A 20,521-nucleotide genomic window follows, 5' to 3' on the forward strand; every position below is an offset into this window, starting at 1 on the left:
CGCGCCTTACGGCCGGCCTGGAGCGGTGCCGATGACCGACGGCGCGGACGGCGCGGGCCCGGCGCCCGACGGCACCGGCCCGCCGCCCGGCCCGGGGACCGGCGGCCAGGCGCTCGCCCGCTGGCGGCGGCTCGACGACGCGGCGGCCGCGCCGATCCTCGACCTGACCGACGTCGACGAGGTGACGACCACCCTGCTCGCGCCGCCAGCCGAGTTCTTCGGCGTGCGCCGCCGCGTCGTCGACCAGTTCACCCTGCTGTCGGCGAACCGCGCGCAGCTCGCCCGCTCCGTGAACTGGGGCCCGCTCGACGGACTGCTGAGCGCCGTCGTCCCGCCGACCGGCCGGGTCGACACCTCCGGCGCACTCCCGCCCGAGGTCTCGGTGCTGCTGCCGATCTCGACGCTGCCCAAGCGCGCGCTGGTCGGCTTCGACCTCTCCGGCCCCGGCGACACCGCCGCCCACCTGATGCCCTACTCCACCTCGGTGGCGATCCAGGGGAACGTCGTCGCGCTGCTGGCCGCCGGGATCGGCCTGCCACCGTCGGCACCGGTCCGCCGGATGGTGGACGCGATCTCCAGGTTCCGTCCCGGCAAGTTCTCCGGCAACTACCCGAGGCTGGCACCGTCGAACGGCCGCGGCCCGCTGCGGCTCGCCGCGCTGCGCACCTACCTGGGCCGCGCCGCCGAGCTGTGGGTGCCGGAGCCGACCTTGCTCCAGTGGTCCGTGCTGGCCAAACCCGCGCAGGAGGTGCTCACCAGGGCGCTCGACGAGCCGTTCGACGCGCTGTGCAGCGCCGGCACACTGCTGCTCGCGGCCGGCGAGCTGTGGCGCGACCCCGACGGCCCCGACAGCCCGACCGTCGACGAGGTCGAGGGCCACCTGGCGGAGTTCGTCAGCTGGGTCGCCCAGCTGGAGGCCGCCGGCCCCGACGCCGAACCGGTGCTCTCGACGGTCGCCGAGTACGGCCGGCGCTGGGAGGCGCTCGCCGCTGTCCGCCTCGATCCATACCAGCCGAGCCTGATCAAGATGACCGAGGAGCGCCGCGCGATCCTGTGCCGGCGCCCGCCGCCGCCGTCCCGGAGCACCCCGGGCTGGTGGTGGCGCCGGCCCACCCGCGCGCTGGCCCTGACGAACCCGGTCGCGCTCGTCGACCTGGACCCCGGCGGCCCGGGCAGCTACCACGTCAGCATCGGCACGGACGACTCGAGCATCGAGCTCAGCCATCCCGCCGTCCTCGACCTCTACAACCACGAGATAGAGCAGATCTACGTCGAGGACGTCCAGCACAACCGCGAGGTCTACGCCTACTACACGACCGACGTCCGGCGCCCCAGCCGGGCCCGCCTCTCGGTCGGCCTGTCGATCTCCCCGGACGTCTCCCGCGTGACGGTGGCGCTGCTCATCCTGATGGCCCTGGCCGTGGGCCTCGCGGCGCTGCCGTTCAGGCTCGGGCCCGACGCGGTCGCCGTGATCACGATCCCGTCCTCGTTCGCGGCGACGATCCTGCTGACCCGCGAGCGCAGCAGCCTCGCCGCCTGGGTCCTCGGCCCCGCCAAGACCACCCTGTTGGCCCTCCTGGTCGTCCTGGCCGTGCTGTCCGGCCTGCGCGCCGTCGGCTGGCACCGCCCGGCCGACGGCGCCGCGCCCACCTCGCCGCCAGCGACTGTCGCGCCGGCCGGCCGCTGACGCACTCGGGCCGTCAGCGGGATGCCAGCACCGAGCGGACGCCGCGGGCGATCTCCAGATCTTCGCGGGCGGCGAGCACGAAGGTGCGGACGGGTGCGCCCTCGGCTGTGAGGTCGGCGTCGGGGTCGATGGTCGGGTCATGGCCGGCGTTGCGGGTCAGGTCCAGGCCTATCCCGAGGAAGGCGAGGCCGTCCGCCGCCGTGGCCCGGATCTGGGGTGAGTGTTCGCCGACACCGCCGGTGAAGACGAGCGCGTCGAGTCCGCCCAACGACGCGGCCATGGCGGCGATGCCGGCGCGCAGCCGGCGCAGGTACACCGCGAGCGCGAGATCTGCCGCTTCGTCGCTTTGCCCAGCACGCTCGACCAGGGCGCGCATGTCGGCTGTTCCGCCGAGGGCAACCAGGCCCGACGCGTGGAAGAGCCTGTCGGTCAGCTCCTCGGCGCTGAGCCCGCCGGAGGTCTGCAGCCAGAGGAGCAGCCCGGGGTCGACATCGCCGGAGCGGGTCGCCATCACGAGCCCTTCCAGCGGGGTGAAGCCCATCGTCGTGTCAACGCTGATCCCGTCCCGCACGGCCGCGAGTGACGCCCCCGAGCCCAGGTGGCACGTGACGATCCGGCGGGCTGGCGATCCGGTCATGGCCTCGGTCAGCTCGCGGGCCCGGCCGGCCGCGTAGGAGTGCGACAGGCCGTGGAAGCCGTAGCGGCGCAGGCCGTAGCGCTCGCGCCAGGCCGCCGGCAGGGCGTAGGTGGTCGCGGCGGGCGGCAGCGTCGCGTGGAAGGCGGTGTCGAAGCAGGCGACCTGGACGGCGTCCGGCAGCAGCGTCCTCGCCTCGTCGAGCGCCGCGAGCGCGGCCGGCTGATGCAGCGGCGCGAGTGCGGTCAGCTCGGCGAGCCTCCCGGCGACGCGAGCGTCGATCTGGACCGGCGCGGTGAACTCCAGGCCGCCGTGCACGATCCGATGCCCGACGGCCAGCCGCCCGGCGCCGGCCCGGTCGAGCTGGTCGCCGGCGCCGCCGCCGGGGCCACTGTCGGCGCGGCCGCGGCCGCGTCGGTCGAGCAGACCGTCGATGGCGGCTCGGACCTCGGCGAGATCGGCGTGGCCGCCGGGCGCGGCCAGCTCGCGGGCGCCGACCAGGGCGTCATCCGGCGCGACGAGGGCCAGCTTCAGCGTCGACGAACCCGCGTTGACCACCAGCACGTCCACGGCTGGCGACGACCGCCCGTTCATCTGTGATCAGCTCCCAGCCGGTGACGAGACGCGAGCGCCAGCCGTAGTCATACCCCGCGACCGCGAATGCCCGGCACCCGACGTCCACCGCGTAGGCCAGCCCGCATGGGCCTGGTCAGTAGGGCCAGACCCAGTCGCTGATCTCGGGCGGGTCCTCGCCGTGCTCGCGGGTGTACGCGCGGACCCGGAGGCGCTCGTCGATCATCAGCTGGCGGATGTGGGCCGCCCGGGCGCCCAGTGCCGGAACCCGGTCGATCACATCCGCGACGAGGTGGAACCCGGTCCAGCCCTTCGGGGTCCGCATGATGATCATGGGCCATGCGGAGCGGCTGACATCCTGGCCGGCCGCGGCGCTCGCACTGGCCTCCCGCTGGATTCGGGCGATCTCCTCGAGCGCGTGGTCCAGCACCGCGGCGAACCGACCCGTTCCGACCTGCCTTGCCGACCCTCAGGCTGTGACTTCCGGCCTGGCCGGCCCAGTACGGTCAGCCGGTGGGGGCCGAGTCGACGACCTCGCTGCTCACCGCCGTGTAGGAGATCGCGGTACCCACCGCGACCCCGGGAATGTAGTCGGCGTTCAGGACGACCTCCCGCTCTCCGATGAACTGGCCCGTGGCCGGGTCGAAAATCATCTCCTGGCGGGTGCCGCCGCCCTCGTCGCGGCCGACGGCGACTCCGGTACGGCCGGCCAGGTTCGCCGCGTGGTCCGTGACCGTCACGCCCGGGATGCCGGTCGCGGCGCGGAAGAACGCGGCCCGCAGATCCGCGGGCACGAATCCGCAGCGCATGACGTCGGCGATGAAGACCAGCGCCTCGCCGTCCTTGGACCTGCCCTCGCCACTCGAGTCGTGGTAGATCCGCGCCAGCAGCTTGTCCGGGTCGCGCGGCAGGCGGGACAGGAAGCCCGGAGTCGGGGCCTGCCAGGCCTGAATGTCCGAGATCGGGCCGTTGAACTCGCCGTCGACGGCCCGGGTCAGATACGGCGGGGAACCCGGCCCGACCAGCCCGTTGGCCTTCGCCCAGGCCTCGTCCGCGGGGTTGAACCAGTGAATCGACCTAGGGCCGCCTTGCTGCAGGATCCAGGGCTTTGTCGGGTCGCCGGGAATCCAGGTCCTGGTCACGGACTCCTCCAGCCAGGTCGCCTCCCTGCCGTCCCTCCCCTGGGCTGTCCCAGCGTTGGAGGCTCGGGTGGTGATCTCCCGGTACTGCGTCGGGCCGACCGGCGGATCCGCCTTCGTCGACAGGGCGGATGCGGCCTGCCGCAGCAGGGTCGACGCTTCGGCGGTCGCGTCCGCCCTGCCCCCCACCGTCACCGTGTCGAGTGTGAACAGCCCAGCCGCCACGACGACGGCCGTGACCACTACCGCGATCACGCGGCGGGTCGTGATCCGCGGCCGTAGCCGCCGCCGGTGGCGGGCCGCGCGGCCCGACGCCACGTCCAGCTCGGTGGTCCGCGCTGTGGCCGGCGCACCGGCGGCCATCGAGCGGGCGGCGGGCACGTCGGCGGCGCTCACCCGTGCCGCCCGGTCCAGCAGCCGGTCGCGAGCGGTCGCGAGCGCGGCGGCCCTCGGCTCGGGAAGACCGAGACGCAGCCCGGCCAACGGCGCGAGCTCGGCCCGGACCACGGCCTCCTCGGCGGCCAGCTGGCCGGCGGTCAGGCTGCCGGACGTCTCGTCCGCGGGGACCGCCGTCCACGCGCCGTTGAGGGCGGCGGCCGGGTTCGGGCGGGCGTCTGGTGCGCGGCCAGCCCCGGGCACCGGGAGGTGGTCAGCCATGGTCGCTCTCCTCGGTCACGATCGGGCGGCCGGCGTCGGTGTCGAGGGCGGCCCGGACCCGGCGACGGGCCCGGTGCAGGCGTGAGCGCACGGTGCCGACCGGGATCGCGAGGGCCTGGGCGATCTCCGCGTAGCTCAGCGAGGCCCAGGCGAACAGCAGCAGCACGTCCCGGTCCTCGACCGCAAGCTCCGCGACGGCGGCCGCGACGGCCGGCCCAGAGGCCTGGGCGTCGGCCCGCTCCAGCGCTCGGTCCATGCCGTCCTCGGCCGCTGGGTCGACGCCGCTGCGCGCGTAAGCCCGCAGCATGCGGGCCTCGTCGCGGTGCTGGCGCCCGACCAGGTTCGACGCGATGCCGTACAGCCAGGGCCGGGCGTCGGCACGATCCAGGTCGTAGGCGGCGCGCCGCTCGAACGCGACCAGGAAGGTCGCGGCCACCAGGTCGTCCGCGGCCTGCGGCCCGGCCCGGCGCGCCAGGTACCGGTAGATCGCCACCGCGTGCCGGTCGAAGAGTTCCGCGAAGGCCGCGGGCATCTCGACGGACCGCGCGACGATCTGCGCGTCGGTCCGCTCCGGCGGCTGATCTCGAGCCGGAACGACAGGACTGTCCGCCGGTCCGGACGCCCCGAGCGGCCACTGCCCACGCCCGCGCGGGACATCGGCCGACTGCGCGACGGCTGGGACGCTGGTCTCTGCGCTCACACGTGTATTTGCCCGAAACGGCGCATCGGGTTCACGGGGGCTGTCGCCGCCGGGTCAGGCCGCCCCGAGACGACGGCCCGGTGGCCGGCCGCGCGGGACGGCTACCCCTCGGAGACGAGCGGGCTGGACGCGACCTCGGTGCCGTCGTCGAGCGTGGAGACCCGGAAGTCCGCGAAGACGTTGGGGGCGACGTCCTGGAGGGCGCGCAGCGCCATGATGGCCAGGCCGCGGATCTCGACGTCGGCCGACTCGGAGGCCCGCATCCCGATGAAGTGCCGCCAGGCCCGGTAGTTGCCGGTGACGACGATGCGGGTCTCGGTGGCGTTCGGCAGCACGGAGCGGGCTGCCTGCCGGGCCTGCTTGCGCCGCGAGGTCGGCGCGGCCACCTCGGCGAAGTGCTTCTCCAGGCCCTCCAGCAGCTTCGAGTACGCCTCCAGCGACGCGGCGGCGGCCTCCTGGAACAGCGCGTGCAGCTCCGGGTCGGCCGCGACGACCTCGGGCTCGACCATCTCGGCGTCGCGCTCCGGGACGTAGCGCTGGGAGAGCTGGCTGTAGGAGAAGTGCCGGTGGCGGACCAGCTCGTGGGTGAGGCTGCGGGAGACACCCGTGATGTAAAGCGTCACCGTGCCGTGCTCCAGCACGGACAGATGACCGACATCGAGGATGTGGCGCAGGTAGCCAGCATTGGTGGCGGTCGCCGGGTTCGGCTTGTTCCAGCTCTGGTAGCAGGCCCGGCCGGCGAACTCGGCCAGCGCCTGACCGCCGTCGGCGTCGGTCTCCCACGGCACGTCGGCCGGCGGGAGGAACTCCGTCCGCGCGATCACCTGAACCCGCACTGCCACCTCCACGATCTCCCCGCCTTGCTGAAGGCGGCCGAACCACCGTAACCGCCGGGCCAGATGTCCCGGTTCCCGGTTGCCGGCATCGGATCGAAGACCACGCCGAGCGACGCCGTCCGTGCGGTCAGCCGCCCGGGCACGACGGTCTCCAGCGAGCCGAACCCGCGGGTGGGCCGAGCCCGACGACCTGGTACGCACCCGGACTCGCCGGGAAGAGACCCCCGAGTGGGGCGGTGTCCGCACCCACATACCCGTCCGGTCACCCGTCCGGAGCAAGGTCTGGGTCGCCGCGCACGACCGTGGTACACCGGAACCGGCAGCCGCTCACGAGCGGTCGCCACCGCCAAGGTGACTGTGTACCCGCCGCCGGCCTCGCCGACGGACAGCCACTACGGCTACGGCCGGGGTCTTCGCCCCCGTCACCCCCGGCTAGCGGCCCACCGAGCAGGCTGACCCCCCGGGTCAGCTTCCCGGTGGGCCGTTATGGGCGGTCGCCACGACGCCCGGAACCCGGGCGATCCGCCTTGGCGCAATGATCGCCGTCTGGACCTTCGGGTGGTCGTTGACGGCCGCTGGGCACAACCACGCGAGGGCCGAAACGGCGAGCAGCCGCGCCTCAGGGGGTCCAGGTCTCGAGGTCGGCCTCGGTCTGTTCGCCGGTGGCCAGGTTCTTGACCTCGTGGGGCTTGCCGTCCTCGAACGGCGGGAGCCAGACCGCGCCGATGCCCTTGCGGGAGGCGTAGCGGAACTGCTTGTTCAGCCGGTCGGCCTGGTGGTAGGTCTCGACCTTCAGGCCGCGGGCGCGCAGCCGCGCGGCGGCCGTGACAGCGACCCGGCGCCGCTCGTCACTCGGGATGATGACGAGGACATCGGCGGGGCTCGCCGGTCCCGGGGTGATCATCCCCTCGGCGACCAGCTTGGCGAAGATCCGGGTCAGGCCGATGGAGATGCCGACGCCCGGCAGGTTGCGCCGGATGAACGAGCCGGCCAGGTCGTCGTAGCGGCCGCCGGAGCAGATGCTGCCGAAGCCAGGCCAGTCGACGAACTTCGCCTCGTAGACCGTGCCCGTGTAGTAGTCCAGGCCCCGCGCGATCGAGAGGTCGGCGACCACGCTGCCGGCCGGCAGGTCGGCGAGCTCGTCGAGGACGAACGTCAGCTCGTCGAGACCGGTGGTGAGCAGGTCGGACTTCACCCCAAGCCGGTGGACGGCGTCGACGACGGCGGCCGAGCCGTCGGCCTTGACGGCGGCGAGGTCCAGCACCGACTTCGCCTGCGCGGACGTGAGCCCGACCTGGTCGACGAGCACCTTCGCGACGCCGTCAGCGCCGATCTTGTCGAGCTTGTCCGCGGCCCGGATGACGGCCACCGGGTCGTCGATGCCGAGTCCCTCGTAGAAGCCCTGCAGCAGCTTGCGGTTGTTGACGTTCAACGTCCAGGCCGGGACGCCGAGCTCGGTGAGCACCTCGTGCACGATCCGCGGCAGCTCGGCGTCGAAGTACAACGGCACCGAGTCGACGTTGATGACGTCGATGTCGCACTGGGTGAATTCGCGGAACCGGCCCTCCTGGGGCCGTTCACCCCGCCAGACCCGCTGGATCTGGTAGCGCCGGAACGGGAAGGCGAGGTCGTTGAAGTGCGCGGCGACGTAACGCGCGAACGGCACCGTCAGGTCGAAGTGCAGCCCGAGGCGGCCGGAGTCGTCGCCGGACTCGGCCTGCAGCCGACGCAGCGCGTAGACCTCCTGGGAGGTCTCTCCCTTGGCGGCGAGCACGTCGAGCGACTCCACCGACGGCGTCTCGACGGAACAGAAGCCGTACCGCTCGAAGGTGGCGCGAATCCGGTCGAGCCAGGCCAGCTCGACGGCCCTGACCCCCGGTAGCCATTCGGGGAATCCGCTGATCGCGACCGGCTTGACGATCGGGGCGTCACTCATCGCGGAAAAATCCTGACCTCTCACCTTGGCTTGAAGAACGGCAACAGCGCGGCGCGCGGACGAACGCGGGCCCGCTACCGATGTCGCGGCGAGAGGACGATATGCACGGGCCGTTACTCTACCCGCCCCGATCGAACGGCCGATCGGGCATCCAGAGCCCGTCGAAGTCCGCGACCGGATAGGTTTTTGCCCGTGCGCGCACGACGAGGCGGTTCATCCGGCCTGTCCGGAGACGGGACGGTCTTCGGCATCGACCTCGGCACCACCTTCAGCTGCCTGGCCCGCGTCTCCCCGGCCGGCGAAGCCGAGATCGTGCCCCTGCTGGACGGCTCGTCGACGTTGCCCAGCGTCGTCCTCTTCGTCGGCTCCGACGACTACATCACCGGCGAGACCGCCCGCCAGCTCGCCCGGTCCCGGCCGGACGACGTGTGCGCACTGGTCAAGCGGCGGATGGGCGACGGTGAGTGGCGTTTCGTGCCGGCCGGAGCGCCGCCGGGCACGGCCTGGTCGGCCCCCGCGGTCAGCGGCCTGATCCTCTCGGCGCTGATCTCCGACGCCGAGCTGACCGGCGGCGAGCCGGTGCGCGACGTCGTGATCACCGTCCCGGCCTACTTCGGCGACGAGGAACGCCGGGCGACCGTCCTCGCCGGCGAGTACGCCGGCCTGAACGTCGTCGACGTCATCAACGAGCCGACCGCGGCCGCGCTCTCCTACGGCTTCGCCCGCTTCGAGGTGGGCTCCCGGCGCACCCTCGCCGGCCCGGGCGCCGCCGACGAGGAGGTCGCGCTGGTCTACGACCTGGGCGGCGGCACGTTCGACGTCACGATCGTCGAGCTCGCCGACCGCCGGGTCTCGGTGGTGGCGATCGACGGCGACCACCAGCTCGGCGGCGCGGACTGGGACGAGAAGCTGGTGCTCCACCTGGCGGACGCCTTCACCGCCAAGTACCCGGCGCTGCCCGACCTGCTCGACGACGGCGCCGCCGCGCAGACGCTGTCCCTGGCGGCCGAGCAGGCCCGCCGCGAGCTGACCGGCCGCACGGCGACCGTGGTACGGGTCGAGCACGCGGGCGCGGCGCTGGACGTCGAGCTCACCCGCGCCGAGCTGGAACGGCTCACCAGCGGCCTGCTGGACCGCACCCTCACGCTGACCCGGGCGGCCGTCGCGGCGGCCACCGAGCGCGGGGCCAGCGGCGTCGACCGGGTCCTGCTGGTGGGCGGCGCCTCCCGGATGCCCGCCGTCGCCCGCCGGCTGTCCGAGGAGTTCGGTGTCCCGGTCGAGCTGACCGACCCTGACCTGGCCGTCGCGAAGGGCGCGGCGATCTACGGTGAGAAGAAGGCGCTCGAGCGGCTCGTCGTCGGCGATCTGGTGACCCGCGGCCAGCTGGCCGACGGCGCGGGCGTCGACACCGCCGACCCGGCCGACCTGGACGCGGCCTGCCGCCGCCTGGCCGACGCGCTCGGCCTGCCGGCGGCGCGGGTGCGCCGCACCGTCGAGGTGCAGGTCATCAACGTCATCTCCCGCGGTTTCGGGGTGCTCGCGCTCGACCGGTACGGCGAGCACGGCGCCGTCTTCCTGGTGCATCGCAACGACCGGCTGCCCGTCGTCGTGCGCCGCCCGTTCGGGACGGTGCGCGACGACCAGGACGCCGTCACGGTCTACGTCGTCGAGCAGGCGGGCGGGACCGAGTCCCGCCGCCTGGACGACAACAAGGTCATCGCCGAGGCCGAGATCGCCGAGATCCCGGCCGGCTACCCGGCCGGAACCGAGATTGAGATCACCTTCCGGATGGGCTTCGACGGCATCCTGGAGGTCACCGCGCGGCACGAGGGCCTCGCCGACCGGCCGCTGACCGTCCGGGTGGAGACGTCCGCCGCGCTCAGCCAGGCGGACGTGGCCCGGGAGCGGGACCAGGTCGCCCGCGCCCGCCGGGCCAGGGACGCGAGCCGCGCCCGCCGGCCCACCGATGGCAACCCCGGCCGCGGCCCGGCACCCGGACCCGGCTTCCGCGGCGGCCTCGGTGGACCACCGATCGGCTGGACCTGAGCCCCGGGCCGCCTGGACGACACAGCGCCTGGACGACGCAGCGGAAGGATGACGAGGGCAGGGATCTGATGGGGCCGTTCGACGCCAACGACTACCGAAGCCGGGTGTTGGGGCCGATCCATGCGCGCGGCGGGGTCGAGCACAGTGACCCGTTCGAGATCTACGACATTCCGCTGGCCGAGGCGGCCACGCTCGACGACGCAGCCGTCGCGGCCCGGATCGACGCGGTCTGGGCGTTCTGGCAGCGCAGCCGCGACCATCCTCGCTACCGCGGCGTGATCGACGCCCTGCTGCGCCAGCATGCCGAGCTCGCGGCGGCACTGCGGGGCCGACAGGCGCGGGCCGAGCTGGCCGCGCTGGTGGCCCAGGCCCGCGCGGAGCGGGACTCCGAACGGTTCACCACGGTGGCCTCGGCCGCCGACCGGCTCGTCGAGCGGTTCGGCGGGCTGCCCGAAGACAAGATCCCCGGCCTTCGCCTGATCGCCGCGTCGGCCGGCGTCGACGCCGGCGAGTTCGAACGACGCATCGCCGGCTATCCCCGCGTCCCAGCCGGCACCCCGGAACGCACGACGCGACGCCCGGTGCCACGCCAGGTGCTGCGTCAGGTCCGGGCCGACCTGGACGAGCTCGGCCGCATCGTCGGCGAGGACGCGCCACGCAGCCTGTTCGACCTGCTCGGCGTGCCTCCGGGCAGCGACCGGGCGACGATCCGGGCGGCCCACGACGACGCGGCCACCCGCAACCGGGCCCGCCGGCCGGACCGGCGCCGCGCGCTGATCGACGACCTGCTGGCCGCCGTCGCGACGCTGCTGATCGACGGCGACCCGGAGGCCTACCTGGACGGGCTCGCGGCCGCCGCGGCCGAGCTGCTGCGCCCCAGGCTGGCGGCCGTGCTGCTCGTGGAGGACCGGTTGCTGCCGGCCGACGCGGCCGCGCTGGTCACGGCGGCGCGCGGCGAGGGCCTCGACCGAGCCCGAGCCGAGGCCGTGGTCCGCGCGCTGGCCCGTGAGGCCGGCCTGGACGACGCCGTCGTCGGGCCGTCCTGCGAGCCGGAACACGCGGCGGCGGGCTCGCCCACGGACCGGCGGACCGAGCCGACGGCGAGGCGCCGTACTGGCACGCCCAGGACGGCGGCCGAGCCGGCCGACCAGCCGGGCGACCCGGGGTCCCGTGACCACGAGTGGCGTGAGGTTCTCGGCCAGGCCAGGGTCCTGCTCGAGGCCGGCGCGCCCATCGCGGCCAGCGACCGGCTCGCCCACGCCCTGGAGATCGCCGGTACCGCGACCCCGCCGATCCGCCGGCTCGGCGACACGATCGAGGCGTCGATCCGCCGAGGCCAGGAGTGCTGGGTGCGGCTCGCCCAGGCCGTCGCCGCCCACCGCCTGGAACAGGCCAGGCAGCTGGCCGACGAGCTCGGCCGGATCGCCCGGGACGTTCCCGGCCCGGACGGCGCGGAGCTGGCCGCCGTCGCGGTGGAGATCGAGGAGCGCTACCAGCGAGCCGGCGAGCTGCTGGCCGCCGCGGCGCAAGCGGCACCGGCCGACCGCGCCGCACTGGCGCTCGCCGCACTGGAGCTGGTGGCGGACTCGGGCCAGGCCCGCGCCATGCTCGTCGAGAGCCTGCTGCCGCCCGGCGCGCTGGCCGTCCGGCGGGCCGCCGGCGCCGTCGAGGTCAGCTGGGACGCCTCCCCCACGCCCGGGGTCCGCTATCGCGTGCTGCGGATCGGCGCCGACGGTTCCAGCCGCGCGGTCGGCGTCACCGCGACGACCCGGATCGACGACGGCGGTGTGCCGGCCGCGGCTGCGATCCCGGGCTACGAGGTCCGCGCCGGCATCGGCGGGGTGTGGTCGCAGCCCGCGGTCTGGAGCGGACCGGCCGCGGAGGAGCTGGCCGCCGAGACGATCACCGAGCCGGCCGGCGGCGCGGCGGGCCAGCCGGCGGAAGCGGCCGACCCGGACGGCGAGCGCACCCGGCTGCTCACCCGGACACCGGCCGACGACCTGGCACCGGCCCGTGACCTCACGGTCGTCGCCGGCAAGCTCCAGTGGACCTGGCCGGACGGCTGCACCGAGATGATCGTCACCTGGCGGCCCGACGCGCCGCCGATCGCCGCCAACGACCCGGTCGCGGGATTCCGGAAGGTCACCAACACCCGCTACGAGCTAGACAACGGCCTCGCGCTCCCGTCCGCCCGCCCGCTGCACGTCGCGATCTTCGCCTGCCTGCGCGACCGCGTCGGCACGCTGATCGTCGCCTCGATCGCCGCCCCGCCCGCCCGCCGCCTGCTTGTTCCCCGCGACCGCCTCGGCTGACCCACGGCGGCGGCGAGATTGAACGCGTACGGCTGGGTCGACGACGGCCGCTCGGTGACAGTGTCCTTGTTGTGCGAGGTACACCGGCTGCTCATGAGCGGCACACCCGCCGAGGGCTCCGAGTCGGGGCGGATCCGGCAGACACAGGTCGCGATCGGAAGTCCGCACAACGGGATCGAGACCGCTCGCTTCATCCCGGTCGAGGGCGGGCCCGGCCAAACCACGGGCTACAGGCCGAGCAGCGGGTCCAGGCCTACGGTGAGGCCCGGGCGGGCGCCGACGTGCCGGACGGCGAGCAGGACACCGGGCATGAAGGACGTCCGGTCGAGCGAGTCGTGGCGGATGGTCAGGGTCTCGCCGGAGCCGCCGAGGAGGACCTCCTGGTGGGCGACCAGGCCACCGAGGCGGACCGCGTGCACGGGGACGCCGTCGACGGTCGCGCCGCGGGCTCCGTCCAGGGACGTGGTGGTGGCGTCCGGGCCAGCCGCGTCCAGGCCGGCCTCGCGGCGGGCTGCGGCGACGAGCTGGGCGGTGCGCCTCGCGGTGCCGCTCGGCGCGTCGACCTTGTTCGGGTGGTGCAGCTCGACGATCTCGACCGACTCGAAGTACGGGGCCGCCTGGGCGGCGAACCGCATCATCAGGACCGCGGCGATGCCGAAGTTGGGCGCGACGAGCACGCCGACCTCGGGAGAGGCCGCGAGCCAGCCTCGTACCTGGGCCAGGCGCTCGTCGTCGAAGCCGGTGGTGCCGACGACGGCGTGCAGGCCGTTCTCGACGCACCAGCGCACGTTGTCCATGACGGCGGACGGGCTGGTGAAGTCGACGACCACCTCGGCCTTGGTGAGGGCCGACCGGTCGTCACCGGCGTCGATGGCCGCCACCAGCGCCAGGTCGTCGGCCGCCTCGACGGCCGCGCGGACGGTCGCGCCCATCCGGCCCCGCGACCCGAGCACACCAACGTTGATCATGAAAAGGAACCACCCATCAGCTCGGCGGACACGCCCACGGACCGGCTGCGCTCTGTCAGGTTAGTGCGGCGCCACGTGGGTACGGGCCAGGTCGGCTCGGACCGGTCCGGAACCAGCCGAGGCCCTTCCCCGGCGGGGAAGGGCCTCGGTGGGCGGACCGGTCAGGAGACCAGGGCCGCGAAGTCGCCGTCGTTCTTGAACGGCCCGATGACGCCGAGGCCCCAGGGCTGCGCGACGAGCTCGCCGGCGATCGCCTGGACCTCGGTGAGGGTCACCGCGTCGACCCTGGCGAGCACCTCGTCGACGGAGAGCAGCTCGCCGTGGACCAGCTCGCCCTTGCCGAGGCGGCTCATCCGGGAGCCGGTGTCCTCCAGGCCGAGGACGAGCGAGCCGCGGGTCTGGCCGCGGGCCCGGTCAAGCTCCTCCTGGGTGATCCCCCGCTCGGCGATCTGGCGGACCTCGTCGCGGCAGATCTCCAGCACCTCGCGGGCCCGCTTGGGCGCGCAGCCTGCGTACAGGCCGAACAGGCCCGCGTCCGCGAAGTGCGTGGCGAACGAGTAGACCGAGTACGCCAGGCCGCGTCTCTCCCGGACCTCCTGGAACAGCCGGGAGCTCATGCCGCCGCCGAGGGCCGTCGAGAGCAGGCCCAGCGCGAACCGGCGCGGGTCACGTCGGGACATGCCCGCGGTGCCGAGCACGACGTTGGCCTGCTCGGTCGGCCGGCGCGAGACGAGCAGCCCCGGCTTGCCCGGGTAGCCGTAGGCGCCGCCGCGTGGCCCGGCGGAGTCGGCCGGACCGGCCAGCCGGTCGGCGAAGGCCTCCGCGACCATCGCCAGTGCCCGGTCGTGGTCGATATTGCCCGCGACCGCGACCACCAGCGCCGGCGCGGTGTAGCGCCCCCGGTAGTAGTCGGCGATCGTGTCCCGGCTGAGCGACTCGATCGAGTCGATCGTGCCGAGAACCGGGCGGCCCAGCGACGACGAGCCGAGGACGGCCTCGGCGAAGACGTCGTGCACGACGTCTCCGGGGTCGTCCTCGTGCATGGCGATCTCCTCGAGGATCACGCCCCGTTCGGCCTCGACGTCGGCCGCGGTGATGAGCGAGTTCGCCACCATGTCGCAGACGACGTCGATCGCCATCGGCAGGTCCTCGTCCAGGACCCGCGCGTAGTAGCAGGTGTACTCCTTCGCGGTGAACGCGTTGAGATCACCGCCGACGGCCTCGACGGACGCGCTGATGGTCAGCGCGTCGCGGCTCGGCGTCCCCTTGAACAGCAGGTGCTCCAGGAAGTGCGAGCAGCCCGCCGTCGCCGGGTCCTCGTCCCGCGAGCCGACGCCGGCCCAGACGCCGATGGCGGCCGACCGCACGCCGGGCACCTGCTCGGTCAGCACCCGCAGGCCGCCGGGCAGGACCGTGCGCCGCGCACTCCCGCCGAGCAGCTGTTCGGTCGGGCGCCCCGCGAGCAGTGCGGCCGTCCGGGCCGACGGCGTCTGGGTCTCGTCGAGTTGTGTCATGTGCGTGTCAGGCGCCCGCGACGGCGGCGGCTTCCTCCGCCGGCGAAAGGCTGATCTTGCCACGGCTGTCGATCTCGGTGATCTCGACCTGCAGCTTCTGGCCGACGTTGAGCACGTCCTCGACCTTCTCGACCCGCTTGCCGCCGGAGAGCTGCTTGAGCTTGCTGACGTGCAGCAGCCCGTCCTTGCCCGGGGTGAGCGAGACGAAGGCGCCGAAGTTCGTGATCTTCACGATCGTGCCCAGGTACCGCTCGCCGACCTCCGGCATCTGCGGGTTGGCGATCGCGTTGATCGCCGAGCGCGCCGTCTCCGCGGAGACGCCGTCGGCCGCGCCGATGTAGATCGTGCCGTCGTCCTCGACGGTGATCTCGGCGCCGCTGTCGGCCTGGATCTGGTTGATCATCTTGCCCTTCGGGCCGATGACCTCGCCGATCTTGTCCACCGGGATCTTGACGGAGATGACCCGCGGCGCGTGCTGCGACATCTCGTCCGGTCCCTCGATGGCCTCGGCCATGACGTCGAGGATCGCGAGCCGGGCCGCGCGGGCCTGCTGCAGCGCGGCGGCCAGCACGTTCGCCGGGATGCCGTCGAGCTTGGTGTCCAGCTGCAGCGCGGTGACGAAGTCCCGGGTGCCGGCGACCTTGAAGTCCATGTCGCCGTAGGCGTCCTCGGCCCCGAGGATGTCGGTCAGCGTGACGAACGCGTCGCCCTCGCGGATCAGGCCCATCGCGATGCCGGCGACCGGCGCCCGCAGCGGCACACCGGCGTTCAGCAGCGACAGCGTGCTCGCGCACACGGAGCCCATCGAGGTCGAGCCGTTGGAGCTGAGGGCCTCGGAGACCTGCCGGATCGCGTAGGGGAACTCCTCGCGGCTCGGCAGCACCGGCAGCAGCGCCCGCTCGGCGAGCGCGCCGTGGCCGATCTCGCGGCGCTTCGGCGAGCCGACCCGGCCGGTCTCACCGGTCGAGTACGGCGGGAAGTTGTAGTTGTGCATGTAGCGCTTGGTGCGGTCCGGGTTGAGCGTGTCGATGGTCTGCTCGAGGCGCAGCATCGCCAGCGTCGTGACGCCCAGGATCTGGGTCTCGCCACGCTCGAACAGCGCGGAGCCGTGCACCCGCGGCACGTAGTCCACCTCGGCGGACAGCGCGCGGATCTCGGTGGTCGCGCGGCCGTCGATGCGCAGGCCGTCCTCGACGACCCGCTTGCGGACCAGCTTCTTGGTCAGCGCGCGGTAGGCGGCGCCGATCTCCTTGTCGCGGCCGTCGAACTGCGAGCCGACCTTCTCGACCGCCAGGGCCTTGACCCGGTCGAGCTCGGTCTCGCGCTCCTGCTTGCCGGCGATCCGCAGCGCGGCGGCCAGCTCGTCGCCGACCGCACTGGTCAGCACGTCGAGCACGTCGTCGGTGTAGTCCAGGAACACGGGGTACTCGCGGACCGGCTTGGCCGCGGCGGCGGCCAGCTCCCGCTGGGCCCGGCACAGCTCGCGGATCGCGGGCTTCGCGGCCTCCAAGCCTGCGGCGACGACGTCCTCGGTCGGCGCCGGGGCGCCGTCGGCGAGCAGTGCCACGGTGCCCGGCGTCGCCTCCGCCTCGACCATCATGATCGCGACGTCGGAGTCGTCCTCCAGCACACGGCCGGCGACGACCATGTCGAAGGTCGCGCGGGCGAGCTCGGCGTGGGTCGGGAACGCGACCCACTGGCCGTCGACGTAGCCGACACGGGTCGCGCCGACCGGGCCGGTGAACGGCAGGCCGGCGAGCAGCGTCGACGCGCTGGCCGCGTTGATCGCGACCACGTCGTAGAGCGTCTCCGGGTCGAGTGCGAGCACCGTCGCGACGACCTGGATCTCGTTGCGCAGGCCCTTGGTGAACGACGGGCGCAGCGGCCGGTCGATCAGCCGGCAGGTCAGGATCGCGTCCTCGCTCGGCCGGCCCTCGCGGCGGAAGAACGAGCCGGGGATGCGCCCGGCCGCGTACATCCGCTCCTCGACGTCGACCGTCAGCGGGAAGAAGTCCAGGTTGTCCTTGGGGTTCTTGCTGGCCGTCGTCGCGGACAGCACCATCGTGTCACCCAGGTAGGCGACCACGGAGCCGGCGGCCTGCTTGGCCAGCCGGCCGGTCTCGAACCGGATCGTCCGGGTGCCTAGCGGGGTGGTGACGACCGCCTCGGTCGCCGTTGTCGAGTCATCCACTTCTTTGGACCTCCATCCTCTTCGCCTGGCCGGGGCCGTCTGGCGAAGGGGTGCCGGTGCTCAGTCGTGGCCCTCGGCCGGCCCCACCAGGGCGGGGCCTCCGGGGGCCACGACCGAGGACCGGCGGCTCGCGCCACCACGGACCCGGTCAGGTCCTCCGCCGCCCCGGGGTCTCGTCTCGCCCGACGCGGTTCTGCACTTCTCGTTCTCGTACCTTGCGCCCGCCTGCCGGCCTCCTGAACCGCCGGCTGCCGGCCCTCGGACCACCGGCCCGAGAACCCGCGACCCGCGGATCGCCGCGGGTCCGGGGGTCGCCCCCCCCGGGGCCAGCATCACGGGCTACCGGGAAGCCGCCCGTCAGGGCGGCGACCAGGATCAGCCGCCTCGCGACCAGGATCAGCCGCCTCGCGACCAGGATCAGCCGCCTCGCGACCAGGATCAGCCGCCTCGCGACCAGGATCAGCCGCCTCGACCCGATATGCGGCAGAGGGAGCGGCCCCAAGGACCGCTCCCTCTGGTCGTTACCGGCGAAGGCCGAGTCTTTCGATCAGGGCCCGGTACCGGCCGATGTCCGTCTTCTGCAGGTAGTTCAGCAGCCGGCGGCGCCGACCGACCAGCAGCAGCAGGCCGCGACGGCTGTGGTGGTCGTGCTTGTGCACCTTCAGGTGCTCGGTCAGGTCGCTGATCCGCCGGGTCAGCATCGCCACCTGCACCTCAGGGGAGCCGGTGTCGTGCTCGACCGTGGCGTAATCGGACATGATCTTCTGCTTCACGTCGCTGGAAAGCGGCACGATCCACCTCTTCATCTCTCGTACGGGGGGCGCGCCCGGGGTCTTCGTCACCCAGGCAGTCCGACTGTCCACACCGCGCCTTGATCAAAATCTCTCTTGATCAGATCTCGCCGTTTCTCGGGCCACCCACGTCTCAACGGCGATCCGTCTCAACGGCGATCCGTCTCAACGGCGATCCGTCTCAACGGCGATCCGTCTCAACGGCGATCCGTCTCAGAAGCGATTCGTCTCAAAATCGATACATCTCAGCAGCGATCCGAACACACCTCACCCGTCTTCACTCCGCAGCCTATCAACTGCGGGGAACCGAGCAGCTACGGCGGTCGGCCGTCCGCCCGTGCGGCGCCCACCAGCCGCTCCCGCCGGCCGCCGGCGGCGCGGGTCAGGTGGGGATGGTGGCGGTGCGGGTCGCCTCGACGTCGAGGGTCATCTGGCTGACGAGTTCTTCAACTGAGTTGAATTTAAGGGTCGGGCGCAGCAGGGCGACGAACTCGAAGGCCATGTACTCGCCATACAGGTCGCCGTCGAAGTCCAGCAGGAACGCCTCCACCCGACGCTCCCGGCCGGCGAAGGTCGGGTTCGTCCCGATCGAGATCGCGGCCGGCTGACGACGGCCCGACCAGCAGGCGTAACCCGCGTAGACGCCGTCGGCCGGGATCGCCGCCCATGGGGTGACCTGCAGGTTCGCGGTGGGGAAGCCGATGGTGCGGCCGCGCGCGTCGCCGTGCACCACGACCCCCTCGACCCGGTGCAGCCGGCCCAGGCCCTGCGCCGCGCCGGCGACGTCACCCTCGGCGACCTGGGCGCGGATGTGGGTGGAGCTGACGACCGGGGTCGCGTCAGGGCCGGTCAGCTCGTCCTCGCGCAGCAACGGGACGCCGTCGACCTCGAACCCGTGCTGCGCGCCGGAGCGGACCAGGGTGTCGATCTTGCCAAGGGCCCGGTGGCCGTAGCTGAAGTTCTGCCCGACCACGACCACCCGGGCCTGCAGCGTCTCGACCAGGATCTTGGCGACGAACTCCTCCGCCGGAATCTCGCTGAACTCCAGGGTGAACGGCTGCACGCACAGGGCATCGACGCCGTTCGCCGCGAGCAGCTCGGTCTTGAACGGCAGCGTCGTCAGCAGCGCGGGATGGCTGCCGGGGCGCAGCACCTCGCCCGGGTGCGGATCGAAGGTCAGCACCAGCGACGGCAGGCCTAGCGCCTGCGCCCGCGCGACGGCCCGACCGATGATCTTCCGATGGCCCACATGGACGCCGTCAAAAAAACCGATCGTGACGACGCCACCACGCCAGTCGACTGGTGTGTTGTCCAGCCCTCGCCACCAACGCACGTGCCGAGCCTAGGGCATGGCGGGCGCGGTCCTTCGCGGGTGCGGCGAACAACATGATCCACAACCGGATCCGCGACCGGAGCTCCCCGCCGGCCGGGCCGCCGACGCGTGGACGCCCTTAGCCACCGGATGACGCCGTGCTCGGGCCCGGTCGGCCCGCGGGGCTCCCCGGGGCACACAGCAGCGGTCCTGACCGCTCACCCCGCAGCGGCGAAGACCACCAGGTAGCGGGCCTGCGGGCCGTGGTCCTCGGCGAGAGCGAGGGCCGTGCCGTCCGGGCCGAGGATGCCGTAGGGCCCGGCGAGGCCAGCCGCGGGCAGCCGGCGGCCGTGCGCCACGGCGTCGGCCTGATCCGCGTCCACGCGCCGCACCGGGAAGGCCCCGGCGACCGCGTCGGCCAGTGGAGTCACCGCCGTGCCCGCTCGTTCAGCGAAAGCGGCCAGATCCAGCGCACCCGCGACGTCGAACGGCCCGACGCGGGTGCGGCGGAGGTAGGTCAGATGGCCGCCACAGCCGAGGTCCGCGCCCAGGTCTCGGGCCAGCGCCCGCACGTAGGTCCCGCTCGAACAGGCGACCCGCACGGCCAGGTCGGTGCCGGCCGGGTCGAGGGCGCCGGTGTCACGGTCCCGGCGCTCCCGCAGCTCGAAGGCGCTCACGGTCACCCGGCGGGCGGCCAACGCGACCTCCTCGCCGGAGCGGACCCTGGCGTAGGCGCGCTTCCCGTCGATCTTCACCGCGCTGACGCTGGACGGGACCTGGTCGATCCCGCCGGTGAGCCTGGCCATGGCCGCGGCCAGCTCGGCCGGAGCGGCGTCCACCGGGCGCTCCTCGACGACCTCGCCCTCGGCGTCGTCCGTGACGGTCGTGACCCCGAGCCTGATGACCGCCTCGTACTCCTTTTCCGTCAGCGCGAGGTGGCCGAGCAGCTTGGTTGCCCGGCCGACACCGAGGACCAGGACGCCGGTCGCCATCGGGTCGAGCGTGCCGGCGTGGCCGATCTTGCGGGTGCGCAGGATCCGCCGGGCCTTCGCCACCACGTCGTGCGACGTCCAGCCGGCCGGTTTGTCTAGGATTACCAGCCCGTCCAGGACGGGCGGGGGCGCGGCCGGAGCGGGCGCGACCGGAGCCGGTGACGGCTCGGCCGCGGACGTCGATGACAAGGTCACTCCTGCTCCGTTCATGACCGGCCGCGGTTTTCCTGGGC

15 protein-coding genes are annotated in these 20,521 nt (G+C 73.3%); 3 read left to right on the forward strand and 12 right to left on the reverse strand.

All coding sequences use genetic code 11. The features are described 5' to 3' along the window. Positions 1-31 precede the first annotated feature (31 nt). Complete coding sequence (locus FRADC12_RS07205) at positions 32-1,687, forward strand: hypothetical protein (RefSeq protein WP_045879210.1); 1,656 nt, start codon at positions 32-34, stop codon at positions 1,685-1,687. Between the two features lie 13 nt (positions 1,688-1,700). Here the strand turns inward: FRADC12_RS07205 and FRADC12_RS07210 are convergent, their stop codons facing one another. From FRADC12_RS07210 to hisS, 6 genes are all read right to left on the reverse strand, one after another. Next, positions 1,701-2,915 (reverse strand): acetate/propionate family kinase, encoded by a 1,215-nt coding sequence (locus tag FRADC12_RS07210; protein ID WP_045876065.1) that lies wholly within the window; start codon positions 2,913-2,915, stop codon positions 1,701-1,703. Positions 2,916-3,030: 115 nt separating this feature from the next. Further along, on the reverse strand, positions 3,031-3,324 hold the full coding sequence (locus FRADC12_RS34815; protein WP_045876066.1) for a phosphoketolase family protein: 294 nt from the start codon (positions 3,322-3,324) through the stop codon (positions 3,031-3,033). Between the two features lie 76 nt (positions 3,325-3,400). Further along, on the reverse strand, positions 3,401-4,690 hold the full coding sequence (locus FRADC12_RS28185) for a CU044_5270 family protein (RefSeq protein WP_052710747.1): 1,290 nt from the start codon (positions 4,688-4,690) through the stop codon (positions 3,401-3,403). After that, positions 4,683-5,390: an RNA polymerase sigma factor gene (locus tag FRADC12_RS07225; RefSeq protein ID WP_198152819.1), complete on the reverse strand. Its 708-nt coding sequence runs from the start codon at positions 5,388-5,390 to the stop codon at positions 4,683-4,685. Before FRADC12_RS07225 ends, FRADC12_RS28185 begins: the two co-directional genes overlap by 8 nt. 101 nt (positions 5,391-5,491) lie before the next feature. Further along, entirely contained in the window at positions 5,492-6,226 is a 735-nt protein-coding gene (gene thyX / locus FRADC12_RS07230) for an FAD-dependent thymidylate synthase (protein ID WP_045876067.1), read from the reverse strand. Positions 6,227-6,845: 619 nt separating this feature from the next. Next, positions 6,846-8,162: a histidine--tRNA ligase gene (gene hisS, locus FRADC12_RS07235; RefSeq protein WP_045876068.1), complete on the reverse strand. Its 1,317-nt coding sequence runs from the start codon at positions 8,160-8,162 to the stop codon at positions 6,846-6,848. 192 nt (positions 8,163-8,354) lie between these two features. Here hisS and FRADC12_RS07240 point away from each other — a divergent pair, with 192 nt between their 5' ends. Together FRADC12_RS07240 and FRADC12_RS07245 are read left to right on the forward strand one after the other, a co-directional pair. Then, a complete protein-coding gene (locus FRADC12_RS07240; RefSeq protein ID WP_052710748.1) occupies positions 8,355-10,208 on the forward strand; it encodes an Hsp70 family protein in 1,854 nt (617 codons plus the stop codon). Positions 10,209-10,276: 68 nt separating this feature from the next. Then, positions 10,277-12,520 carry an amino acid adenylation domain-containing protein gene (locus tag FRADC12_RS07245; RefSeq protein WP_045876069.1) on the forward strand — a complete coding sequence of 748 codons (2,244 nt, stop codon included), beginning with the start codon at positions 10,277-10,279 and terminating at the stop codon, positions 12,518-12,520. A 227-nt stretch (positions 12,521-12,747) separates the two neighbouring features. Here the strand turns inward: FRADC12_RS07245 and dapB are convergent, their stop codons facing one another. The 6 genes from dapB to truB all read right to left on the reverse strand — a co-directional run bounded on the left by dapB (position 12,748) and on the right by truB (position 20,483). Next, on the reverse strand, positions 12,748-13,488 hold the full coding sequence (gene dapB, locus FRADC12_RS07250) for a 4-hydroxy-tetrahydrodipicolinate reductase (protein ID WP_045876070.1): 741 nt from the start codon (positions 13,486-13,488) through the stop codon (positions 12,748-12,750). Positions 13,489-13,649: 161 nt separating this feature from the next. Next, positions 13,650-15,002: a M16 family metallopeptidase gene (locus FRADC12_RS07255; RefSeq protein ID WP_045876071.1), complete on the reverse strand. Its 1,353-nt coding sequence runs from the start codon at positions 15,000-15,002 to the stop codon at positions 13,650-13,652. A 7-nt stretch (positions 15,003-15,009) separates the two neighbouring features. Further along, on the reverse strand, positions 15,010-17,193 hold the full coding sequence (locus FRADC12_RS07260; RefSeq protein WP_045876072.1) for a polyribonucleotide nucleotidyltransferase: 2,184 nt from the start codon (positions 17,191-17,193) through the stop codon (positions 15,010-15,012). Between the two features lie 521 nt (positions 17,194-17,714). Further along, positions 17,715-17,984, reverse strand: coding sequence for a 30S ribosomal protein S15 (gene rpsO / locus FRADC12_RS07270; protein WP_045879214.1), 270 nt, complete (start codon positions 17,982-17,984; stop codon positions 17,715-17,717). A 382-nt stretch (positions 17,985-18,366) separates the two neighbouring features. After that, positions 18,367-19,317, reverse strand: coding sequence for a bifunctional riboflavin kinase/FAD synthetase (locus FRADC12_RS07275; RefSeq protein ID WP_045876074.1), 951 nt, complete (start codon positions 19,315-19,317; stop codon positions 18,367-18,369). A 197-nt stretch (positions 19,318-19,514) separates the two neighbouring features. Further along, positions 19,515-20,483, reverse strand: coding sequence for a tRNA pseudouridine(55) synthase TruB (gene truB, locus FRADC12_RS07280; RefSeq protein ID WP_232303661.1), 969 nt, complete (start codon positions 20,481-20,483; stop codon positions 19,515-19,517). Between the last annotated feature and the right edge of the window lie 38 nt (positions 20,484-20,521).

Origin of the sequence: Pseudofrankia sp. DC12 (assembly GCF_000966285.1) — a bacterium.
In the GTDB taxonomy this organism is placed as follows: Bacteria; Actinomycetota; Actinomycetes; order Frankiales; family Frankiaceae; genus Pseudofrankia.

Coding starts and splice junctions, on each gene's coding strand:
- hisS (WP_045876068.1), bottom strand. CDS start 8,162: ATGAGTGACGCCCCGATCGTCAAGCCGGTCGCGATCAGCGGATTCCCC.
- FRADC12_RS07205 (WP_045879210.1), top strand. CDS start 32: ATGACCGACGGCGCGGACGGCGCGGGCCCGGCGCCCGACGGCACCGGC.
- dapB (WP_045876070.1), bottom strand. CDS start 13,488: ATGATCAACGTTGGTGTGCTCGGGTCGCGGGGCCGGATGGGCGCGACC.
- FRADC12_RS07255 (WP_045876071.1), bottom strand. CDS start 15,002: ATGACACAACTCGACGAGACCCAGACGCCGTCGGCCCGGACGGCCGCA.
- FRADC12_RS07210 (WP_045876065.1), bottom strand. CDS start 2,915: ATGAACGGGCGGTCGTCGCCAGCCGTGGACGTGCTGGTGGTCAACGCG.
- FRADC12_RS28185 (WP_052710747.1), bottom strand. CDS start 4,690: ATGGCTGACCACCTCCCGGTGCCCGGGGCTGGCCGCGCACCAGACGCC.
- FRADC12_RS07245 (WP_045876069.1), top strand. CDS start 10,277: ATGGGGCCGTTCGACGCCAACGACTACCGAAGCCGGGTGTTGGGGCCG.